At 71.7% G+C, this 18,652-nt stretch carries 22 protein-coding genes and 1 other RNA gene; 8 read left to right on the forward strand and 15 right to left on the reverse strand.

The features are described from left to right. Nucleotides 1–16: 16 nt before the first annotated feature. From DJ010_RS20490 to DJ010_RS20515, 6 genes are read right to left on the reverse strand one after another with little or no spacing between them, the layout of a single operon-like run. Nucleotides 17–589, reverse strand: a complete 573-nt coding sequence (locus DJ010_RS20490) for an HhH-GPD-type base excision DNA repair protein (RefSeq protein ID WP_109697301.1) — start codon at nt 587–589, stop codon at nt 17–19. A 41-nt stretch (nt 590–630) separates the two neighbouring features. Further along, nucleotides 631–2,124 (reverse strand): flavin-containing monooxygenase, encoded by a 1,494-nt coding sequence (locus DJ010_RS20495; RefSeq protein ID WP_109697303.1) that lies wholly within the window; start codon nt 2,122–2,124, stop codon nt 631–633. Beyond that, nucleotides 2,121–2,558 (reverse strand): NAD(P)/FAD-dependent oxidoreductase, encoded by a 438-nt coding sequence (locus DJ010_RS20500; RefSeq protein ID WP_109697306.1) that lies wholly within the window; start codon nt 2,556–2,558, stop codon nt 2,121–2,123. Before DJ010_RS20500 ends, DJ010_RS20495 begins: the two co-directional genes overlap by 4 nt. Beyond that, nucleotides 2,555–3,484 carry a ferritin-like domain-containing protein gene (locus DJ010_RS20505; RefSeq protein WP_109697308.1) on the reverse strand — a complete coding sequence of 310 codons (930 nt, stop codon included), beginning with the start codon at nt 3,482–3,484 and terminating at the stop codon, nt 2,555–2,557. Before DJ010_RS20505 ends, DJ010_RS20500 begins: the two co-directional genes overlap by 4 nt. Then, nucleotides 3,481–4,311 (reverse strand): SDR family NAD(P)-dependent oxidoreductase, encoded by an 831-nt coding sequence (locus DJ010_RS20510; RefSeq protein WP_109697310.1) that lies wholly within the window; start codon nt 4,309–4,311, stop codon nt 3,481–3,483. The genes DJ010_RS20505 and DJ010_RS20510 overlap by 4 nt, the downstream gene beginning before the upstream one ends. Then, the gene (locus DJ010_RS20515; protein WP_245927754.1) at nt 4,308–5,312 is read right to left on the reverse strand and encodes an alpha/beta hydrolase; all 1,005 of its coding nucleotides are present in this window, start codon (nt 5,310–5,312) and stop codon (nt 4,308–4,310) included. The genes DJ010_RS20510 and DJ010_RS20515 overlap by 4 nt, the downstream gene beginning before the upstream one ends. Before the next feature lie 45 nt (nt 5,313–5,357). On the opposite strand from DJ010_RS20515, the gene DJ010_RS20520 reads away from it, so the two are divergent. Next, a complete protein-coding gene (locus DJ010_RS20520) occupies nt 5,358–6,005 on the forward strand; it encodes a TetR/AcrR family transcriptional regulator (protein WP_211318902.1) in 648 nt (215 codons plus the stop codon). On the opposite strand, the gene DJ010_RS20525 is transcribed toward DJ010_RS20520, so the two are convergent. The 3 genes from DJ010_RS20525 to DJ010_RS20535 form a co-directional block, all read right to left on the reverse strand. After that, nucleotides 5,989–6,609: a TetR/AcrR family transcriptional regulator gene (locus tag DJ010_RS20525; protein ID WP_109697314.1), complete on the reverse strand. Its 621-nt coding sequence runs from the start codon at nt 6,607–6,609 to the stop codon at nt 5,989–5,991. The genes DJ010_RS20520 and DJ010_RS20525 overlap by 17 nt on opposite strands. Before the next feature lie 258 nt (nt 6,610–6,867). Next, nucleotides 6,868–7,176, reverse strand: a complete 309-nt coding sequence (locus DJ010_RS20530; protein ID WP_109697316.1) for a hypothetical protein — start codon at nt 7,174–7,176, stop codon at nt 6,868–6,870. 3 nt (nt 7,177–7,179) lie between these two features. Next, nucleotides 7,180–7,371, reverse strand: coding sequence for a hypothetical protein (locus DJ010_RS20535; RefSeq protein ID WP_109697318.1), 192 nt, complete (start codon nt 7,369–7,371; stop codon nt 7,180–7,182). A gap of 80 nt (nt 7,372–7,451) precedes the next feature. Between DJ010_RS20535 and DJ010_RS20540 the strand changes: the two genes are divergently transcribed. From DJ010_RS20540 to DJ010_RS20550, 3 genes are read left to right on the forward strand one after another with little or no spacing between them, the layout of a single operon-like run. Continuing rightward, a complete protein-coding gene (locus tag DJ010_RS20540; protein WP_109697319.1) occupies nt 7,452–8,957 on the forward strand; it encodes a circularly permuted type 2 ATP-grasp protein in 1,506 nt (501 codons plus the stop codon). Next, the gene (locus tag DJ010_RS20545) at nt 8,957–9,916 is read left to right on the forward strand and encodes an alpha-E domain-containing protein (RefSeq protein WP_109697376.1); all 960 of its coding nucleotides are present in this window, start codon (nt 8,957–8,959) and stop codon (nt 9,914–9,916) included. Before DJ010_RS20540 ends, DJ010_RS20545 begins: the two co-directional genes overlap by 1 nt. Next, nucleotides 9,913–10,758, forward strand: a complete 846-nt coding sequence (locus DJ010_RS20550; RefSeq protein ID WP_211318903.1) for a transglutaminase family protein — start codon at nt 9,913–9,915, stop codon at nt 10,756–10,758. The genes DJ010_RS20545 and DJ010_RS20550 overlap by 4 nt, the downstream gene beginning before the upstream one ends. A gap of 3 nt (nt 10,759–10,761) precedes the next feature. On the opposite strand, the gene DJ010_RS20555 is transcribed toward DJ010_RS20550, so the two are convergent. Next, on the reverse strand, nt 10,762–11,922 hold the full coding sequence (locus DJ010_RS20555) for a calcium-binding protein (protein WP_146207414.1): 1,161 nt from the start codon (nt 11,920–11,922) through the stop codon (nt 10,762–10,764). 22 nt (nt 11,923–11,944) lie between these two features. Further along, nucleotides 11,945–12,367 (reverse strand): tetratricopeptide repeat protein, encoded by a 423-nt coding sequence (locus DJ010_RS20560; protein WP_109697323.1) that lies wholly within the window; start codon nt 12,365–12,367, stop codon nt 11,945–11,947. A gap of 72 nt (nt 12,368–12,439) precedes the next feature. Between DJ010_RS20560 and rnpB the strand changes: the two genes are divergently transcribed. Together rnpB and DJ010_RS20570 are read left to right on the forward strand one after the other, a co-directional pair. Beyond that, an RNA gene (gene rnpB / locus DJ010_RS20565) (RNase P RNA component class A) lies at nt 12,440–12,808 on the forward strand. An 875-nt stretch (nt 12,809–13,683) separates the two neighbouring features. Further along, nucleotides 13,684–14,730 carry a serine hydrolase domain-containing protein gene (locus tag DJ010_RS20570; protein ID WP_109697324.1) on the forward strand — a complete coding sequence of 349 codons (1,047 nt, stop codon included), beginning with the start codon at nt 13,684–13,686 and terminating at the stop codon, nt 14,728–14,730. A 20-nt stretch (nt 14,731–14,750) separates the two neighbouring features. On the opposite strand, the gene DJ010_RS22970 is transcribed toward DJ010_RS20570, so the two are convergent. Genes DJ010_RS22970 through DJ010_RS20580 form a run of 3 tightly spaced genes read right to left on the reverse strand, consistent with a single transcriptional unit; the run spans nt 14,751 to nt 16,167 of the window. Continuing rightward, nucleotides 14,751–14,879, reverse strand: coding sequence for a hypothetical protein (locus tag DJ010_RS22970; protein WP_281271154.1), 129 nt, complete (start codon nt 14,877–14,879; stop codon nt 14,751–14,753). Between the two features lie 48 nt (nt 14,880–14,927). Next, nucleotides 14,928–15,620 carry a M23 family metallopeptidase gene (locus tag DJ010_RS20575; protein ID WP_109697326.1) on the reverse strand — a complete coding sequence of 231 codons (693 nt, stop codon included), beginning with the start codon at nt 15,618–15,620 and terminating at the stop codon, nt 14,928–14,930. 16 nt (nt 15,621–15,636) lie between these two features. Beyond that, complete coding sequence (locus tag DJ010_RS20580; protein WP_109697328.1) at nt 15,637–16,167, reverse strand: 2'-5' RNA ligase family protein; 531 nt, start codon at nt 16,165–16,167, stop codon at nt 15,637–15,639. A 279-nt stretch (nt 16,168–16,446) separates the two neighbouring features. Between DJ010_RS20580 and cobT the strand changes: the two genes are divergently transcribed. Both cobT and DJ010_RS20590 read left to right on the forward strand, forming a co-directional pair. After that, nucleotides 16,447–17,505 (forward strand): nicotinate-nucleotide--dimethylbenzimidazole phosphoribosyltransferase, encoded by a 1,059-nt coding sequence (gene cobT, locus DJ010_RS20585; RefSeq protein ID WP_109697330.1) that lies wholly within the window; start codon nt 16,447–16,449, stop codon nt 17,503–17,505. A gap of 2 nt (nt 17,506–17,507) precedes the next feature. Beyond that, nucleotides 17,508–18,278 (forward strand): adenosylcobinamide-GDP ribazoletransferase, encoded by a 771-nt coding sequence (locus tag DJ010_RS20590; protein ID WP_245927756.1) that lies wholly within the window; start codon nt 17,508–17,510, stop codon nt 18,276–18,278. On the opposite strand, the gene DJ010_RS20595 is transcribed toward DJ010_RS20590, so the two are convergent. Then, nucleotides 18,275–18,637: a VOC family protein gene (locus tag DJ010_RS20595; RefSeq protein ID WP_109697331.1), complete on the reverse strand. Its 363-nt coding sequence runs from the start codon at nt 18,635–18,637 to the stop codon at nt 18,275–18,277. The genes DJ010_RS20590 and DJ010_RS20595 overlap by 4 nt on opposite strands. Nucleotides 18,638–18,652 lie beyond the last annotated feature (15 nt).

The raw sequence follows: 18,652 nt of genomic DNA on the forward strand, positions 1-18,652 counted from the left end.
CGGCGGAACTCTACGGTCAGGAGCCCTGAGACGCCTTGGCGGCCGCCTTCATCTCCTTCTTGTGGTCACGCACCTTCTGCAGCGACGCAGCGTCGACGACGTCCGCGACCGAGCGGTACCCGTCGAGCGCGTAGTCGCCCGAGACCCGCTCCCAGCCGTCCGGCCGGACGGCGAGCTGCTTGGCCACCAGGGCGACGAAGATCTTCACCTTCTGGTCGCCGAACCCGGGCAGTGCCTTGAGCCGCTTCGCCAGGTCCTTGCCGTCGGCTGCCCCGGTCCAGATCCGCGCGGCGTCGCCGTCGTACTCCTCGACGACGATGCGCGCCAGCTCCTGGAGCCGCTTCGCCATCGAACCCGGGTAGCGGTGGATGGCCGGCGGCGTCGAGCAGAGCGCAGCGAACTCCTCCGGGTCCGCCTCCGCGATCGCCGCCGGCTCGAAGCTCCCGAACCTGCTCAGCACCTTCTGCGGCCCCGCGAACGCGTGCTCCATCGGGTACTGCTGGTCGAGCATCATCCCCACGAGCAGGGCAAACGGGTTGTCGGTCAGCAGCTGGTCGGCTGCGGGGTCCTGGGCGATCTGGAGGGCCATGGGCTCATCCTCCCCCATCGCCCGGACGGCCCTTCCGGCCGTCAGACCGCAGCGCCCTCGAACCGGTAGTCGTCGAGGTCGAACCGGCTGCTGGTCCACATCGTCTCCAGCGTCGAGGAGGCGCGGAACGGCACGTCGCCGTGGGCGTCGAAGTAGTAGCTGTTGGCGTTGGCGCAGGACGGCTGGAAGAAGACCTGGTGGTGCCGTCGCCCCAGCATCCTCTCGAGGTAGCGGGCGTTGGCCTCGGGGGTGACCTCCACCCGCGTCGCTCCCGTACGACGCGCGCGACGCAAGCAGCGCGTGATGTGGGCCATCTGCGTCTCGATGAGGTTGAAGTAGGAGGAGCCGTTGTAGCCGTAGGGACCCAGGATCGCGAAGAAGTTCGGGAAGCCCGGGACGCTGACGCCCTGGTAGGCCTGGAACCGGTGCTCCTCCCACCACGACTCGAGGTCGACTCCCCCGGCGCCGGTCACGGTGAACGCCGGCATGTTGCCCTTCTCGAAGACCTTGAAGCCGGTGGCCAGGATCAGCACGTCGACCTCGTGCTCGACCCCGGCCTCGGTGAGCACGCCGCTCGGGGTGATGCGTTCGATCGCACCAGTCTCGAGGTGCACGTTCGAGCGGTTGAACGACTGCAGGTAGTCGTTGGAGAAGCTCGGCCGCTTGCAGCCGAGCGCGTACCCAGGGGTGAGCTTCTCGCGGACCGCGGGGTCCTTCACCGCCCGTCGCAGGTGGCGGTGGCCGACACGTTCACCGATGCCGGAGACCGGCAGCACGTCGTGGAAGTGCGCGGCGACCGGGAAGGTCAGCTCGACGAACGCCTGGCTTGCCAGCCGTGTCAACCGCTTGGCACCCGGCACCCGCATCGCGAGCCGCAACGGACGCGGCATCGCCGAGTCGAGCTTGGGCAGGCACCAGATCGGAGTGCGCTGGAAGACCGTCAGCTGCGCGACGTCACGAGCGATCGACGGGATCACCTGCACCGCGGACGCACCGGTGCCGACGATCGCGACCCGCCGGCCGGCGAGGTCGACGTCGTGGTCCCACCGGGCGGTGTGCATGACGGTGCCGGCGAAGTCCGCGATCCCTTCGATCTCGGGCAGCTTCGGCTGGGTCAGCACCCCGGTGGCACCGACCACGAACCGCGCGGTGATCGTGTCGCCGGCCGACGTCCCGAGCCGCCACAGGTCGGCGTCCTCGTCGAACTCCGCGGAGACGACGCGTGTGCCGAGCCGGATCCGCCGGCGCACGTCGTACTTGTCGACGCAGTGCTCGGCATACGCCTTCAGCTCGCGGCCGGGTGCGTAGACGCGCGACCAGTCCGCCATCTGCTCGAAGGAGAACTGGTAGCTCCAGGAGGGGATGTCCACCGCGACACCCGGATAGGTGTTCCAGTGCCAGGCGCCGCCGACGCCGTCGCCCTCCTCGACCATCAGGTAGTCAGGGAAGCCGGCCCTGTCGAGCAGGATCGCGGCGCCGATGCCGGAGAAGCCACCGCCGATGATGACGACGTCGTGATCGGGGTGGTGGCTCATGCTGCCAACGCCTTTCGAACGGGGTCCGGGGTGATGAGCACGTCCACACGGTGCTCGATGCCTTCGGCCGTGCGGACGCCCTGCGTGACGACCGCGTACACCGGCCAGGTGATCAGCTTGCAGTTCGATCGTTGGAGGGCACGGTAGTAGGAGCGGCTGACGATCACGTCGCGCCCGCCGAACCGGCCCGGCGTCAGCAGCCGCCGCGTCCAGGTGTCGCGCACGGTGAGGCGTAGGTGCAGCCTGGCCACGGTCGGGATCCGCACCGGGACCGGGGCCACCCAGACCGGCGCGTCCTGGAACACCTTGACCGACCGGGCGCGGGCGGTGACGGCCGGCACGATCCGCACGGCTTCCGCGGCCGGCATCCACACCCCGACCCGGAGCCCGTCGAGGTCGACGTCGCGCCACCCCTCGCCGTCGACGATCCTCATGAGGCGATCGGCTCGTGGGTGACCTCGTCGACCCACGCCTGCGGCCGGCCGAGCAGGCGCGCCGGGACGAACGACGTCACCTTGACGAGCGGGTCCGCGAGGAAGCGGTGGTAGGGGTGGCTGCGGTTGATGACCATGCTCGCCTGGGTGCGGAGGACGTGGTACGCCGGGAGCCGTCTCGTGAACTCCCCGCGCCCGCCGATCGACGAGTAGCGCTTCACGGCGTTGTAGAGCTTCTGCTCCGAGAGCCCCATCGCGACGATGTTGTCGCGCATCTTGTTGATCAGCGGCACGAAGACCACGATCAGGCCCAGCACCACCTGCGGGTGCAGCAGGCTGGCCGACTCGATCAGCGTCTTGTGCAGCGGGCCCGCGCCGATCAGCTCGAGCACCTGGAAGTCGACGGTGATGTGACGGGCCTCGTCGGAGTTGATGTGCCGGAAGACCTCGTGGCACACGGGATCGCTCACCTCGTCGAGGAGGAACTTCACCAACGCCCCGTCGAGCGCGCACTCGAGCAGCGGGATCAGCGCTGCGAGCCCGGTGAGCGGCAGGTTGTCGCCGTACGTGTCGAGCACCTTGATCGCCATCTTGACGTTGATGTTCGGCTCCGGCATCTGCCCGTCCTCGTCGAGCATCCCCCAGCGCTTCATCAGCGCGAGCTCGGCGTTGGCGTGCTTCTGCTCCTCGGCGTGGAAGTACTCGTAGATCTCCTTGACCACGGGCGTCGGCGCCTTGGTCGCCAGCGACGCGAAGCCGCGGGCGCCCACGTGCTCGATCCACACCAGGTCGGCCATGAACGGCCGCATCTTGGCGCGCAGCTCGTCGGTCATCGTCTCGGCTCCCGGAGCGTCCCAGTCGATGTCGGCGAGCGACCACTGCTTGTCCTTGATGGTCTGCAACATCGCCTCGAAGTCGTAGGTCATGGCGTCTCCACAGGCTCGGGGGCGAACCGGCCGACGAGCCCGGCGGCCCAGGCGTACGGCGCGGGCGCCAGGCGTTTGAGCCGCCACAGCGCCTTCGCGTCGGGCTGGGGCAAGACGTAGAGACGCCTCTTGTCGTGGGCGTCGAGCGTCATCCGGGCGACCCGCTCGGGAGAGGAGCTGGCGACGCCCGCCAGCCTGCGGGCGAGCTGCGCGGCGGCCGGGTTGATCAGCTCGCCGTCGTAGATGTTGGTGCGGACGAAGGTCGGGCACAGCACCGTCACCGCGACGCCGGTGTCGGCCAGCTCCGCGGACAGGGTCTCGGACAGGCTGACGACACCGGCCTTGCTCACGTTGTACGCGGCCATGAACGGCGCCGCGGTGAAGCTCGCAGCGGACGCGACGTTGATGACTCCCCCGCGCCCCGCCTCGCGGAGCAGCGGCACGAAGACGTGGCAGCCGTGGATGACGCCCCACAGGTTGACCCCGAGGGTGCGTTGCCAGTCGTCGAGCGAGGACTCCCCGACGGGCAGGCCTCCCGCTCCGATGCCCGCGTTGTTGATGACCAGGTCCGGGGCCTTCTGGAACCAGTCCTGCGCGGCGACCGCCAGGTCGCGGACCTGCTGCTCGTCGGCGACGTCGCAAGCGACGGCGATCGCCTCGCCACCCGTCTGCTCGATGAGGAGAACCGTCTCCTTGGCGGTCGACTCGTCGAGGTCGGCGCACACGACCTTCCCGCCGCGGCGGGCGAGCTCGAGCGCGAACGCCCGCCCGATGCCGCTCCCGGCGCCGGTGACGACGGCGTGGGTGTCCCTGGTCCGCCTGCTCATGCTCCTTCCTCCATCAGCCGGAAGGCGCCGCGCCGTTCGGCTGCCTCCAGCTCGGCGACCACGAAGTCCGCGGCGCGCTCGATCGCCGGGCCGGCCTCCGGGACCAGCAGCGGCATGGCCTGGAAGACGTGCATCTGGCCGGGCCAGATCTCGAGGTCGCACCGTCCGCCGCAGGCCGCGAGCGCACGGGCCAGCTCCTCGGCGTCGGCCGCCATCATCTCGCGCCCCCCGGCCTGGAGGAACGTGGCCGGGAAACCGCCGACGCCCTCGAACGAGAACGTCATCCGCTCGGTCGTGCGATCGGTCTCGCCGAAGTAGAGGTCGAGCAGCCGCTGGACGCGCACGGCCGAGATCATCGGGTCGCGGCGTCGGCGCTCCCGGTCGGCGGCCAGCGCGAAGGTCGGGTCGAACAGCGGCGAGAAGAACATCAGCGCGGCCGGCGGGGTCACGCCCTCCTGCAGCAGCTGCAGCGTCAGGTCCACTCCGAGGTGCCCGCCCGCGGAGTCCCCGGCGATGACGATCCGCGCCGGGTCGTGGCCCTCCGAGACCAGCCATTCGTAGGCTGCCCGGACGTCGTCGGCCGCCGCCGGGAACCGGTGGGACGGCGCCAGCCGGTAGTCGCACGCGAAGATCGGCAGGCCGGTCGCCCGTGACAGCCGGGTGGTGACGCCGCGATGGGTCCGCGCCGAGCAGATCGCGTAGCCGCTGCCGTGGATGTACAGGATGACGGCGTCGTCGCGCTTCGCCCGCGGTCCGCGCACCCACTCGCCGCGCACCGAGGGACCGCGGCGGGTGGACCGGTCGACGCTCACGATCCGGCTGCCGAGGAGCGGCGGGCCGAGCACGGCCAGGCTGGTTGCCGCGACCCGGCGCCCGAGCCGCACACCCGTCCGGTTCAGCGGGACGACGGTGGTGACCGGCCGCAGGGTCAGCGCGGTCGCGGCGGCCAACGCGTGGCTCCGCAACGACGCGCGAGTCGGAGGCATTTTCTGCTGGCGCATGCCCTCAGATTGCAATCTGAGGGCACCTGCCGTCAAGATGTTCGGGTGGAAGCGGCGAAGGTGGTGTCTCCCCGGCGGTACGGCGGCAAGAGCGCCGACCAGCGCCGCGCCGAGCGCCGCGCGCAGCTGGTCGAGGCCGCGCTGGAGATCTGGCAGCAGCAGGGCTGGGCCGCCGTCACCATGCGTGGCGTCTGCGCCCAGGCCGGCCTCACCGATCGGTACTTCTACGAGAGCTTCGCCGACCGCGACGCCCTCCTCGGCACCGTCTGGGACCAGATGCGCGACGAGACCCTCACGATGCTGGTCGGCGCGATCGCCTCGGTCGGCGAGGATGACGCCCTCGCGCAGCTGACCGCTGCCGTCGACGCGGTCGTGCACCACATCGCCGACGAGCCGGCGCGGGCGCAGATCATCTTCGGCGACCATGCCGGCAGCGCCGTGCTCGAGCAGCGCCGGCGCGACACCGTGCAGCTCGCGACCGACCTGATGATCGACACCGCGCGACCGTTCCTCCGCGACGACGTCGACGAGCACGCCCTCCGGATCCACACGCTGCTCGGCATCGGCGGCTTCGTCGAGCTGGTGCTCGCGTGGCGCGACGGCCTGGTCGACGCGACCGCCGACGAGATCGTCGAGCACCTCATCGACGTGGGGACGGCGCTGAGCGGCCGGTTCCTCAGGCAGGTTCCTTGATCATCGTCGGCAGCAGCTCGCGCACCAGCTCGTGGAGGTCGTCGAGGACGCCGTCGCGGCCGAGGGTGTGGTTGACCAACGCCTGCTGGAAGAGCCCGTCGAAGATCCCGTAGACGACAGGCGCGGGCATGGCCGGCACGGTGTCGGCCAGGTCGGCGTACTTGGAGACGATCCGCCAGACCATGTCCTCGAGCCAGCCGTCGATCTCGACCGCGACCTCGCGCAACCGCTCCTCGAACATGCTCTGCGTGCGCACGTCGTACCAGAGCCGGTGCATCGCGGTGTCGTCCCGGAGGGTCTCGACCAGCTTGTCGGCGAACCCGACGGCCAGCTGCTCCGGCGTCGTCGAGTGCGCGACCACGCCGTCGTAGCGGCGCACGCACTCGGCCTTCTGCTCGCGGACGCAGTAGACGATCAGCTCGTGCTTGTCCTGGAAGTAGTAGTGGACGACGCCGTGGCTGTAGGCGGAGTTGTTGGCGATCTCGCGGAGGCTGGCCCTCGCGTAACCCAGCTCGCCGAGGGTCCGCAGAGCGGACTCCGCGAGTGCGCGACGTCGCTCGTCGTGCTTGTCTGCCGGGCTCTTGCGCCCGGCCGCCGGGGTCATGTCTAGGACAGTAGCCCCACTCGGGGCCCAAATCCGAGAATCTGGACAGTTGGAGGGAAATGTTTGGTCAAGTGGCCAGAAAAACTTGACATCGCTCGTTCGTACCCGGTTGCATTGGTCTCGTCATGAACTGGTCCCCCAACCACGTGACGATTGAGGCTGCGGGGGTAGGACGTCGAAATCTGAGGTGTTGGAGCCACCTCGACAGATCCGTCCCACCTCCGCAGCCTTGTTTTTCGCCCTGGTCGGGCCGCTAGGTCACGCGCTCCAGCCGAAGAGGACCGCGCCGCTGACCAGCAGGCAGAACCACAGCGGGTAGGACAGCGCGGCGATCCACACCATCCGCTTGGGGTTGCGGCTCCACAGGGTGCAGCAGACGACGAAGAGCACCAGCCAGACAGCGACCAGCACGACCACGCCCCACCAGGGCGCGACCAGCCCGCTGGCGGCGTACAGGAAGAACGACGAGACGATCAGGATCATCCCGAGGAACGGGGTGAACGAGATCGAGCGACGTGGGTCGTCGGAGACCGGCTTGATCTTGCGCCGGCGCTGGAACGCGGCCAACCGCTACCGGTCCTCGCCGTCGGCGACGTCGTCGTTCCAGCGCGGGTCCTCGTCCCAGGCCTTGGTCCGCTCGGCCGCCTTCTCCAGCGCGCGGGCCGCCTCCTCCTCGGTCTCGTAGGGACCGAGCCGGTCCTTGGAGGCGCAGCCCTCCTCCGGCTCCACTCGGTGGTGATTCAGGCAGAACCAGTAGGCCATGCGTGCCAACCTACAACGGCTCCGGGACCCCCGGCCCCGCGTGCAACACGCGTGTTACGCGACCTGGGTAGTGTCCGGCCATGGGCGCGGACCGGGTCGACGTGAACACGATCTTCGAGGGATACGGCGCCAGCGGGCCGGCCTACGACGAGATGTTCGACGGCGACCAGCTCCGCTCGCCGTACCTCCGGCTGCGGGACTTCCTCGAGACGATGACCGCCCCTGAGCTGGTGAGCCGGGTGGAGTCGCTGCAGGCCAGCTACCTCAACCAGGGCGTCACCTTCGACATCGGCGGCGAGGAGCGGGCGATGCCGCTCGACATCTTGCCGCGGGTCATCGAGATGGACACCTGGAGCGTCATCGAGCGCGGGGTGCAGCAGCGGGTGCGGGCGCTGGAGGCCTTCCTCGCCGACGTGTACGACGCCGGCCGGGTCTTCGACGACGGGGTCGTCCAGCGCCGGGTGATCACGACCTCCTCGCACTACCACCGCGCAGCCGCCGGCGTGCGTCCGCCGAACGGGGTCCGGGTCCACGTCTCCGGCATCGACCTGATCCGCGACAACAACGGCGAGTTCCGCGTGCTCGAGGACAACGTGCGGGTGCCGTCCGGGGTGTCCTACGTGATGACCAACCGCCGCGCCATCGCCGCGGCGCTCCCGGAGACCACCGCCCAGCACCGGATCCGTCCGGTCGGCGGCTACCCGCAGCGGCTGCTCACCGCGTTGCGGGCAGCGGCTCCCGCCGGTGTCACCGACCCGACGGTCGTGGTGCTGACACCGGGCGTCTACAACGGCGCCTACTTCGAGCACGCCCTGCTGGCCCGGACGATGGGCGTCGAGCTGGTCGAGGGCCGCGACCTGGTGTGCCGCCGCGGCGAGGTCATGATGCGCACGACCCGGGGACTGGCGCCGGTGCACGTCATCTACCGCCGGATCGACGACGACTTCCTCGATCCCGTGCACTTCCGGGCGGACTCGATGCTCGGCTGCCCGGGAATGATCGACGCCGCCCGCGCCGGCAACGTGACGCTGGCCAACGCCGTCGGCAACGGGGTCGCCGACGACAAGCTCGTCTACACCTACCTGCCCGACATCATCCGCTACTACCTCGCCGAGGAACCGGTGATCCGCAACGTCGACACCTGGCGCGTCGGCGACCGCGAGGCGCGCGAGGAGGTGCTCGACCGGCTGGACGAGCTGGTGCTCAAGCCGGTGGACGGGTCGGGCGGCAAAGGCATCGTGATCGGGCCTCATGCCTCGGCCGCCGAGCTCGACGAGCTGCGGACCAAGGTGCTGGAGGACCCGCGGTCGTGGATCGCCCAGCCGGTGGTGCAGCTCTCGACGGTGCCGACGTTCGTCGACGGCGAGCTCGGCCCGCGGCACGTCGACCTCCGGCCGTTCGCGGTCAACGACGGTGAGCGGGTGTGGGTGCTGCCGGGCGGCCTGACCCGGGTCGCACTCGGCAAGGGCGAGCTGATCGTGAACTCCTCCCGCGGCGGCGGCACCAAGGACACGTGGGTGCTCGCCGGTCCGGTCGGGCAGCTGGACGGGGCCCGCCGGTCTCAGCGACAGGACGGGGCGCAGTGATGCTCAGCCGGATCGCGGAGTCGATGTTCTGGATCGGGCGCTACGTCGAGCGGGCCGAGGACACCGCGCGGATCCTCGACGTCCAGACCCAGCTGCTGCTCGAGGACGGGAACATCGACGAGGCCCAGACCTGCCGCGACCTGCTCCTCATCATGGGCATCGAGCCGGAGGACGCGGCCGACCGGCTCGGCATCGACATCGACCAGCGGGTCGGGATCGAGCAGGTGCTGCGGCTGCTCGCCTACGACATGGCCTCGCCGAGCTCGATCGCCGCCGCGGTCGGCGCGGCCCGGGAGAGCGCACGACGGGCCCGGGAGATCCTCTCGGTCCCGCTGTGGGAGGTCATCAACACCACCTACCTCTCGATCCCGTCCGGGCGCTTCGGGGGTCTGCGTCCGCCGTACGCCTTCCAGTGGGTACGCGAGCGCGCGGCGCTGATCAACGGCACCGCCGACGCCACGATGACGCGCGACGAGGGCTGGCACTTCCTCATGCTCGGCCGCTGCATCGAGCGGGCCGACATGACGTCGCGGCTGGTCGCGGCGACATCGCTGTCGAGCGGCGGCACCGAGCAGTGGGTGAGCACGCTGCGCGCGTGCGGCGCCTACGAGGCGTTCCTCCGGACCAACCGCGGTCGGGAGACGGCGCGGGCGGCGGCGGAGTTCCTGCTGCTCGACCGCGTGTTCCCGAGATCGGTGATCTTCGCCCTCAACCGGGCCGAACAGTGCCTCGACGAGATGGAGCCCGGCAGCACGCGCACCGGGTTCCGCGACGAGGCGCACCGGCTGCTGGGGCGGACCCGTGCCGAGCTGGAGTACCGCTCGTTCACCGACGTGCTCCTGGACCTCCCCGAGGAGATGGAGACGCTGCAGGGCACGTGCGCGGCCGCCACCGACGCGATCAGCCGCAAGTACTTCGCCGGAGCCGAGGCCATGTCGTGGAAGGGCGTGATGCAGTGAGCACGCAGATGCGAGTCGTCCACACGACGGAGTTCGAGTACGACGGGTCCGCCGTCGCGTCGTACAACCAGGCGCGGATGACCCCCGCCACCGGACCGGGCCAGATCGTCGTGCACTCCCGGCTCGAGGTGCACCCGAAGCCGTGGATGTCGGAGTACCGCGACTACTTCGGCACCCATGTCATCGCGTTCGAGGTGCTCGACCCGCACGACGCGATGTCGGTCGTCGCCACCTCCACCGTGCAGGTCGACCGCGGGCCGGCCGCGCCGCCGACCACGCCCTGGGAGGCGTACGGCGAGCGCGCGATCGCCGACCGCTGGACCGAGTACCTCGTGCTGCCCGAGGCCGTCGCCCCTCCCCCGGACTTCGTCGACTCCGTCCAGGGCGAGGCACGGGCTGCCGGCACGCCCGGCGGTGCGGCGCGGGCCGTCTGCCGGCTCGTGAACCAGGAGATCGACTTCCTGCCCGGCTCGACCGACGTCCGCACGCCGGCCGCGGAAGCCTGGCGGCAGCGGGCCGGTGTCTGCCAGGACATGGTGCACCTCGCGATCGGCGGGCTCCGCTCGCTCGGCATCCCGGCGCGCTACGTCTCCGGCTACGTCCACCCCTCCGCCGACCCGGTCGTCGGTGAGACCGTCGCCGGCGACTCCCGGGCCTGGCTGGAGTGGTGGGACGACGGCTGGCAGGCCTTCGACCCGAGCGGCGACGCCGTGCCCGACGACCGCTACATCGCGATCGCCACCGGGCGTGACTACACCGACGTCTCGCCACTGAGCGGGATCTACTCGGGTGCACGGACGTCGCGGATGACCGTCGACGTCAGCATCACCCGCACCGCCTGAGCATCAGCCGCGGTTGCGGACCCGCTCGACCGAGGTGATCGTCGCCGTGCTGCGGTCGCAGGTGACGACGTCGCCGGTCCGGCGGTGGTGCTTGCACCGGATCGTCGTCACCCGGTCGAACCCGGGGCCGCCGCCGATGGCGAAGGTCCCCCGCAAGCCCGCGAACTCCACCCGGTCGTTGCCCGCGCCCATGGCGACCGTGTGTCGTCCCTGGAGGAGCGAGACCCGATCGTCGCCCGGCCCCATCGCGATCCTGAGTCGGGGCCCGTTGGCGCCGTCCGACAGCAGGTCGTCGCCAGGCCCGCCGCTCGCCCGACCCCGGGCCAGCTCGAGGCGGTCGTCCCCGCCGAGGCCGAAGACCCGGTCCCGACCGAAGTCTCCGTCGAGGTGGTCGTCGCCCTCCGTGCCGACGATGAGGTCGTCGCTGCCGCTGCCCTCGTAGCGCTCGAACCCTTCGAACGTGTCGGGGACGTCGGTGCCGGTGCCTTCGACGACGCCCGCCTGCACGCGCAGCACGATGCCGGCGCGGGACGGCCCGTGGTCGAGGGTGTCGCGGCCGGGCCCGCCGATGGACTCGTCGGCACCCGAGGCACCGTCGTCCCCGCGGACCGAGGAGTAGATGCGGTCGTTGCCGGGACCGGCGTCGACGTGGTCGGCACCGTCGACGAACGGGTCCGAGTAGCGCCCGACCCGGTCCACTCCGTCGCCGTCCAGCAAGTCGCCGCCGGCCCCGCCCTCGACGACGTCGTCGCCGCTGCCGCCGATCATGACGTCACGGAACGCGCTGCCGACGATCTCGTCGGACCCCGGCCCGCCGCTGATCTCGGTCGAGTACCCGCGGCGGGCCTGCGCGGCGGAGGCGTCGACGTGGTCGTCGCCCGCGTCGCCGTTGACGAGCGCGTAGCGGATGGTCGGGCTCAGGCAGATCGAGTCGTTCCCGCCGAGTGCGTCATACACAGCCCCTTCACCGACGAGGACCACGACGTCGTCGCCGGCCGTGCCCGTCTGCGCCTGGTGCGAGGCGTCGACCTCCGTCGCCGGCAGGCCGTTGCACGTCGCACCCGGCGGGTCGCCCCGTTCTCCGTCGGCAAGGCTCCATGCACTGCCGGCACCGGCAGCCGACACTCCGACCAGAACAGCGACCCCGAGCAGCGCACGCCTCATGGCGCGATTGTGCCCTACGGGGTTAGCCGACGAGGCCGGCCTTCCGCTCGACTCGCAGCACCGCGAGCTCGTGCTCGACGTCGCCGGTCATCGCCGCGGCGAGCCGGAGGTGCGGCAGCGCTTCCTGGTGGCGCGACTGGCGCTCGAGCGCCCGGCCCAGCGCGTGCTGCGCCCAGGCGTCGGACGGGTCGTCGGCGACCAGCTCGGTGAGCTCGTCGGAGGCCTTCACCAGTTGGGCGCGCATCGAGTAGGCCCAGGCCCGCATCAGCCGCAGGCCGCGGTTGGTCGGGTCCTGCTCCAGCGCCGGCTCGAGCACCTTCAGCGCCTGGCTCGGTGCGCGTCGTACGAGCAGGTCGTGGGCGGTCCGGTAGGCGTCCTCGGGACGCGACTCCGCACCCGGGAAGACGACGCCGGGGGCCTGCAGGGTGGTGACCTTCTCGATCATGCTGGGTGAACAGATCCCGGGCCCCGTTGATTCCACCTGCGGGGGGCCCTACCCACTACCCTGCTGCGTGGACGGGCCGACCGGGTGACCGCGTGGCCGTCCCTGGCGACAGGGTCGGTCCCGAGGAAAGTCCGGGCTCCACAGAGCAGGGTGGTGGGTAACACCCACCCGGAGCAATCCGCGGGAAAGTGCCACAGAGAACAGACCGCCCCGCTGCCTCTCGAGGGAGCGGAGCAAGGGTGAAACGGTGGAGTAAGAGCCCACCAGCGCCCCGGGCGACCGGGACGGCTCGGCAAACCCCACCCGGAGCAAGGCCAGACAGTGTGCGCTCGAGGGCTGCTCGCCCGAGCACACGGGTAGGCCGCTGGAGGTCGCCGGCAACGGCGGCCGTAGATGGATGGTCACCGATCACAGAACCCGGCTTACAGGTCGGCCCGTCCCCCTCTGAGCCGCGATGACGCTGCGATCAACCATCTTCAGTCCGCACAGCGTCATCGACCTTCGGAGCTGGCGGCAGGGCCCGGCCGAAGCGACACCGCGAGACCGTTGCCCGTCAGTTGACCCGTGGGGGATGAGCGTAGCCTCGAGAGTCCGAGTCGCCGATCGGGTCACGGCACCCCTGGTCTCCGGCACCGTGCCGCTTGTTACGGCAGCGATGAGCCTAGGAACGGCTCCAGTGAGGCCCAGCGATGGCTGATATTCCGCCCGATCCTGACCGCCCTGACGTCGTTCTCGAGTGGCGCCGCCGCGGCGATGTCATCGAGAGCTCGTCCCTTCTGGCCTCGGTCGGGACGTCGCTACCGACAGTAGCTCGAGGCCGTTCCTCTTCCTGGCTCTCGGCGCCGGCCGACGGCGAGACCGACGGCTCGGTGGCCAGGGAGACGACGACCGCCCCACCCAGGTTGTCTCTGGGTGGGGCGGTCCACCTTGGTCGGTCTCGACGGCACGGGGGCTCGACCAGCCGAGACCTAGCCGAAACAGCACACCCGGGCGGCCGATTCGGTTGCCAGGGCTCTACCCGTGCCAGATGTGGTCAGACGGGTTCCGGCTCGGCGGGCGACCGCACGACGATCGCGCACGCGCGCAGCGTGCCAAGTCGTCATCGACCCCCGGCCTGTGATCCCCAGGGCCGGGGGTCGTAGCGTTTCAACCGCTCACCCCGGTCAGGCATCGGCCGGGGTGAGCGGCCTTGAGCCCCCGTGCTGATTCGGAGCCCGGCGCTAGCCGGATTGGTCCGGCGTACGCAGGAGGCACAGGTCGCCCCGTATCCCCACCCGCTGACGGGGGCACGCCGACGGCACCGCCAGAATCAGCGCATGCACCCCGTGATCGACGTGCTCGACAGCTTCGTCGCCGCCGGCACCGAGCCCGGCGGAGCGCTCTGCGTGATTCGCGACGGTGAGGTGGAGATCGAGCACCAGGTCGGCACCCGCGACGGCGTCCGGCCGTGGGACGCGGAGACGCTGGTGATGACCTACTCCGTCGCGAAGCCGTTCGCGGCGTTGACGGTGCTGACGGCGGTGGCGGAGGGCGCGCTCGGGCTCGACCAGCGGGTGGCCGAGGTCTGGCCGGAGTACGCCGCGGCGGGCAAGGAGGCGACGACCGTGCGCCAGGTGCTGTCGCACGCGGCGGGCCTGCCGAGCTTCCCGGAGGCCGCCGCCGACCTCGAGTACGACGACCGCGCGGCGCTGGTCGCGCTGCTCGCGGCTGCCGCGCCGGAGCACGAGCCCGGAGCGGCCGTGGCCGAGCACGCCCTCACCTACGGGCACCTCCTCGACGAGATCCTCCGCCGCGCCACGGGCGAGGACCTGGCCGACCGCTTCGCCGGGATCGCGGCGCGCCACGGCTGGGACGTGCACCTGCGGGTCTCCCCTGCCGACCTCGGTCGGGTGGCCGACGTCGTGGTGGGTGACCCGACGTGGGCGCCGACGTACCTCGCCGACCCGCGCTGGGGACCGGCGCTCGGCCGGCCGGCGGGGCTGCTCGACGCGGACGTGCTCAACTCCGAGCGGTTCCGCACCACCAGCTTCCCGGCGATCGCGATGCACGCCTCGGCCCGGGGACTCGCCCGGTTCTACTCCGACCTGATGGCGCCCGACGGGGCGGTCGCGGCGCTGCTGGGGCCAAAGCTGCACCAAGCCTTCATCGGCCCGGCCGCCAGCGGGCACGACCTGGTGCTTGGCCGCGAGGTCACCTGGACCCTCGGGTTCCAGGTCGACGACGAGGACATCGGCATGGGTGGCGCCGGCGGGTGCGCCGCGTGGTGGTCGCTCCAGAACGACCACGCCGTCGGCTACGTCACTCGCGGACTCGGCGGCCACGACCGCGTCGAGGCTGTCTGGGACGCGCTGGAGCAGGGCTGAGCCAGCCGCTGCGGCAAGGGTCAGCGCAGGACGCGGTGGTCGCCGCGCGAGCTCTGGACGTAGACCGTCCGGCGTCGTGGAGCTCGGTAGAGGACGGCGAAGCCGAGGACCATGAGGCCGACGAGCACGAGCGAACCGAGCAGGAGCATGCAGTGACAGTTGCCTGTCACCGGATCCGCAAACGTGTGGGACGGCTCTCAGCCCCGAAGATCCGCCTCGAGGAGGAGCCACTCCGCGGGATCGACGGCCGTGCTCACCGAACCTCCCGCAGGGCGGACCTCGAAGTGCAGGTGGCATCCGTCGGGGGCGCCGGAGTCGGAGGCGAGGGCGATCCGCTGCCCCGGCTCGACCCGCTCCCCCGGCTGCACGAACACCTCGCTCGTGTGACCGAGGAGCACGTCGTACCCACCGGCGATGCGCAGCCGGACCGGGTCGTCGCCGTACGCCGTGCCGGGTGACCCGGGCGCGTCCAGCGGCAGCACCTCGCCCGCTGTCCCGGCCCGCAGCGTCGTGCCGCAGGACATGGCGACGTCGATGCCGTGGTGGAATCCCTGGTCCCCCGGGCAGCGCGGGTCGGGGCTGTACCAGGGCGCGGTGTTGCAGCCGAAGCCGATCATCAGGCGGTGCGCGCCGGCGAACCAGGGTGAGCGGTACCAGCGGCGGTCGTCGACGTAGAACTCCCAGCGCGGGTCCGGGTCCTTCTCGCGGTGCTGCGGCGGCGGCTCCGGGCTGGGCGCCGGCGGCGGGGTCACGGTCGTCGCAACGGTCGCGGGCGGCGCGTCCGACGTCGTCGGCGTCGCGCGGACACTCGGCGTCGAGCCGCCCGACGTCTCGTCGGTTTCCTCGGCCACGCACCCGACGACCATCACCACGAGCAGCGCAGCAGGCATCAGCGCGGTCGCAGCCCTACGCACCGGTCAGCTTCCAGTCGGCGAGGACGTGACAGCCGCCCTCCTCGTACCAGTGCAGCTCGAGCCGGTCGGCCCGGCAGCGCACCGGCAGCACGTCGCCGATCAGCGCGCGGGTCGAGGCGATCGACACCGTGTCGGAGATCGAGTCGAGGGTGACGTGCGGGGCGACGTCGAACTGGCCGGCGTACGGCGGGCACTGCGGGAACGCCTTCCACAACGCGTGCGTGAGCGCGGCGAAGGGCGCGGCCGGCTCGGGCGCCGCGACGATCCAACCCGTGTCGAACGCGATCACGTCCCGCAGCTCGTAGTCGAACGGCGCAGTCGCCGCCGCCACCCGGCCGACGAGGGCGAGGTCGGCGGCGGTGGGCCTGCGGACGTACGGCGCCAGCGCGGTGATGTGGGCGTGGGTGAAGGCCGGGTCGGTGGCCACCCACCCCGGCTCGTAGTGCACCCAGCGGCTCCGGACGAACGGCTCGAGCTCGGGAACGGGCACGACCAGGACGGTGTGGCCGGGCTCGTGCGTCACGCCGACAGGATGTCAGGTCGGGCGCGGTTCTCGAATCCGGTGACGACGTCTCCCCAATGCAACCTTCGGACCGCCCACAGCGTCATCTTGGTTGCCTGGCCCCTCGGCCAGGGCGCTCCAGAAAGGCAAGCCAGTGACGACGAACGTCAACCAGGTCGACGAGACCACCGAGCCGTCGGAGATGTCCGGCATCGTGCTGGTCCTCTCCCTCATGGCCGTCCTCCTGCTGCTGGTGCTGCTGGTCGCCTGACCCGGTCGGAGGGGCGATAGGTTCCCACCATGGCCGATCGCCCCTCCTCGACCGGGTCCCCCCTGCCCCCGCCCGACCCCGCGGTCGCGGCCGCCGCCGCCGACCGGCTCGCTGGTCTCGCGACGCCCGCCGGTGCGCTCGGCCGGCTCGGCGACCTCGCCGTCTGGTTGTCCGCCACTCAGGGGCAGGTGCCGCCGGACCCGCTCACCGACGTCCGGCTCGTCATCTTCGCCGGGGACCACGGCGTGGCCCGCCACGGCGTCTCGGCGTACCCGCCGGAGATCACCGGCGCGATGGTGCGCACGTTCGTCGCCGGCCGGGCCGGCGTCTCGGCGCTGGCGGCCGCGCACGACGTCAGCGTCCGCGTCCTCGACCTCGGCGTCGACGACGACCTCGAGGACTTGGCGCCCGAGGTCCGGGCGCGGAAGGTACGGCGCAGCAGCGGCCCGATCCACCTCGAGGACGCGCTGACAGCGGAGGAGACCCGGCAGGCTCTCGAGGCCGGCCGCGCGATCGCCGACGAGGAGATCGACGGCGGCGCGCAGCTGCTGCTGAGCGGTGACATGGGCATCGGCAACACGACACCGGCCGCCGCTCTGGTCGCGGCGGCCCTCGGCCTGCCGGCTGCCGAGGTGACCGGCCGCGGCACCGGCGTCGACGACGCCACCTGGCAGCACAAGGTGGGGGTCATCCAGCAGGCGCTGGACCGGGCCGGCGACCGGGTGCTCGACCCTGTCGCCACCCTGACCGCGCTGGGCAGCGCCGATCTCGCGGCCACGACCGGCTACCTCGTCCGCGCCGCCGAGCGCGGCGTCCCCGTGCTCCTCGACGGCCTGATGTCGGTCGCGTGCGCGCTGACCGCCGACCGGCTCGCGCCCGGGGCGGCGGCCTGGTTCGCCGCTGGTCACCGGTCGACCGAGCCGGCCCAGACCTTCGCCCTCGCCAAGCTCGGCCTCGAGCCGGTGCTCGACCTCGGCCTGCGGCTCGGCGAGGGGTCCGGCGCGGTCGCCGCGGTGCCGGTGCTGCGCTCCGCGGTGGCGGTGCTGCGCGACGTGGCGCTGCTCGCGGACCTGCTCCCACCCGAGTGACGGTGTCGACGTCCCGCCCGGCCGTCCTCGGCCGCAGCCTGCGGCTGTCCGTGGGCATGCTGACCGCGGTCCCGGTGCCGGCCGTGCTGCGGGTGACGCCCGCCATCGCGACCGGCGCGATGGTGCTGGCGCCGTTGGCGGTGCTCCCCCTCGGCGCCGCCGTCGGAGCGATCCTGTGGGCCGGCACCGAGACCACCCTGCCGCCCCTGGCCGTCGCGGTCCTGGCGATCGCGGCCCTCGCCCTCGGCAGCCGGGCCCTCCATCTCGACGGCCTCTCCGACGTCGCCGACGGACTGACCGCCTCCTACGACCGCGAGCGCTCGCTGGCGGTCATGAAGAGCGGCGCCGCCGGGCCGGCCGGGGTGGTGGCGGTGGTGCTGGTGCTCGGGGCGCAGGCGGCCGCGCTGGCGTCGTACGTCGACGACGTGCGGTCCGCCGTCGTCGCCGGCGCCCTCGTCTGTGCCGCGCGGGCCGCGCTGTGGATCACCTGCGCCAGCCCGGTGCGGCCCGCCCGCCCGGACGGGCTCGGCGCCACCTTCACCCGGCGGGTGCCCGGCTGGTGGACCCTGCTCGGCTGGGCCGGCCTCGCCGCCGCCGCGACCATCGTCCATCCCTGGCGCGGCCCGCTCGCCGTCGGCCTGGCGTTCCTCGTGGTGGTGGTCCTGGTCGTCCGAGCCGCCCGGCGGTTCGGCGGGGTCACCGGCGACGTCTTCGGCGCGGCGATCGAGCTGGCGCTGACGACGATGCTGGTGGGGTTGGCGGGAGCGGTCTAGCCCGCCAGGCAGAGGCAGAACGGGTGGCCGGCGGGGTCGAGGAAGACCCGGAACGTCGTGCCCGGCTGGTGGGGGTGCTTGGTGGCGCCGAGGGCGAGCGTCGCAGCCTCAGCCTCGTCGAGGTCGTCGACGTCGACATCGAGGTGCATCTGCTGAGGGACGGCCTGGCCGGGCCACTCCGGGGCGCGGTAGTCGTCGATGCGCTGGAAGTCGAAGAACCTGTCTCCCGACCGCACCTTCGCCCACCTTGCGTCGTCGTCGACGGACCACTCCCAGCCGAGCAGCCCGGCGTAGAAGCGCGCCAGGGCGGCCGGGTCGGGGCAGTCGATCACGAACACCGGATTGCGTGCGATAGCCATGCGGACAACCTAGGC

This window comes from Nocardioides silvaticus, from assembly GCF_003160695.1.
GTDB lineage: Bacteria > Actinomycetota > Actinomycetes > Propionibacteriales > Nocardioidaceae > Nocardioides > Nocardioides silvaticus.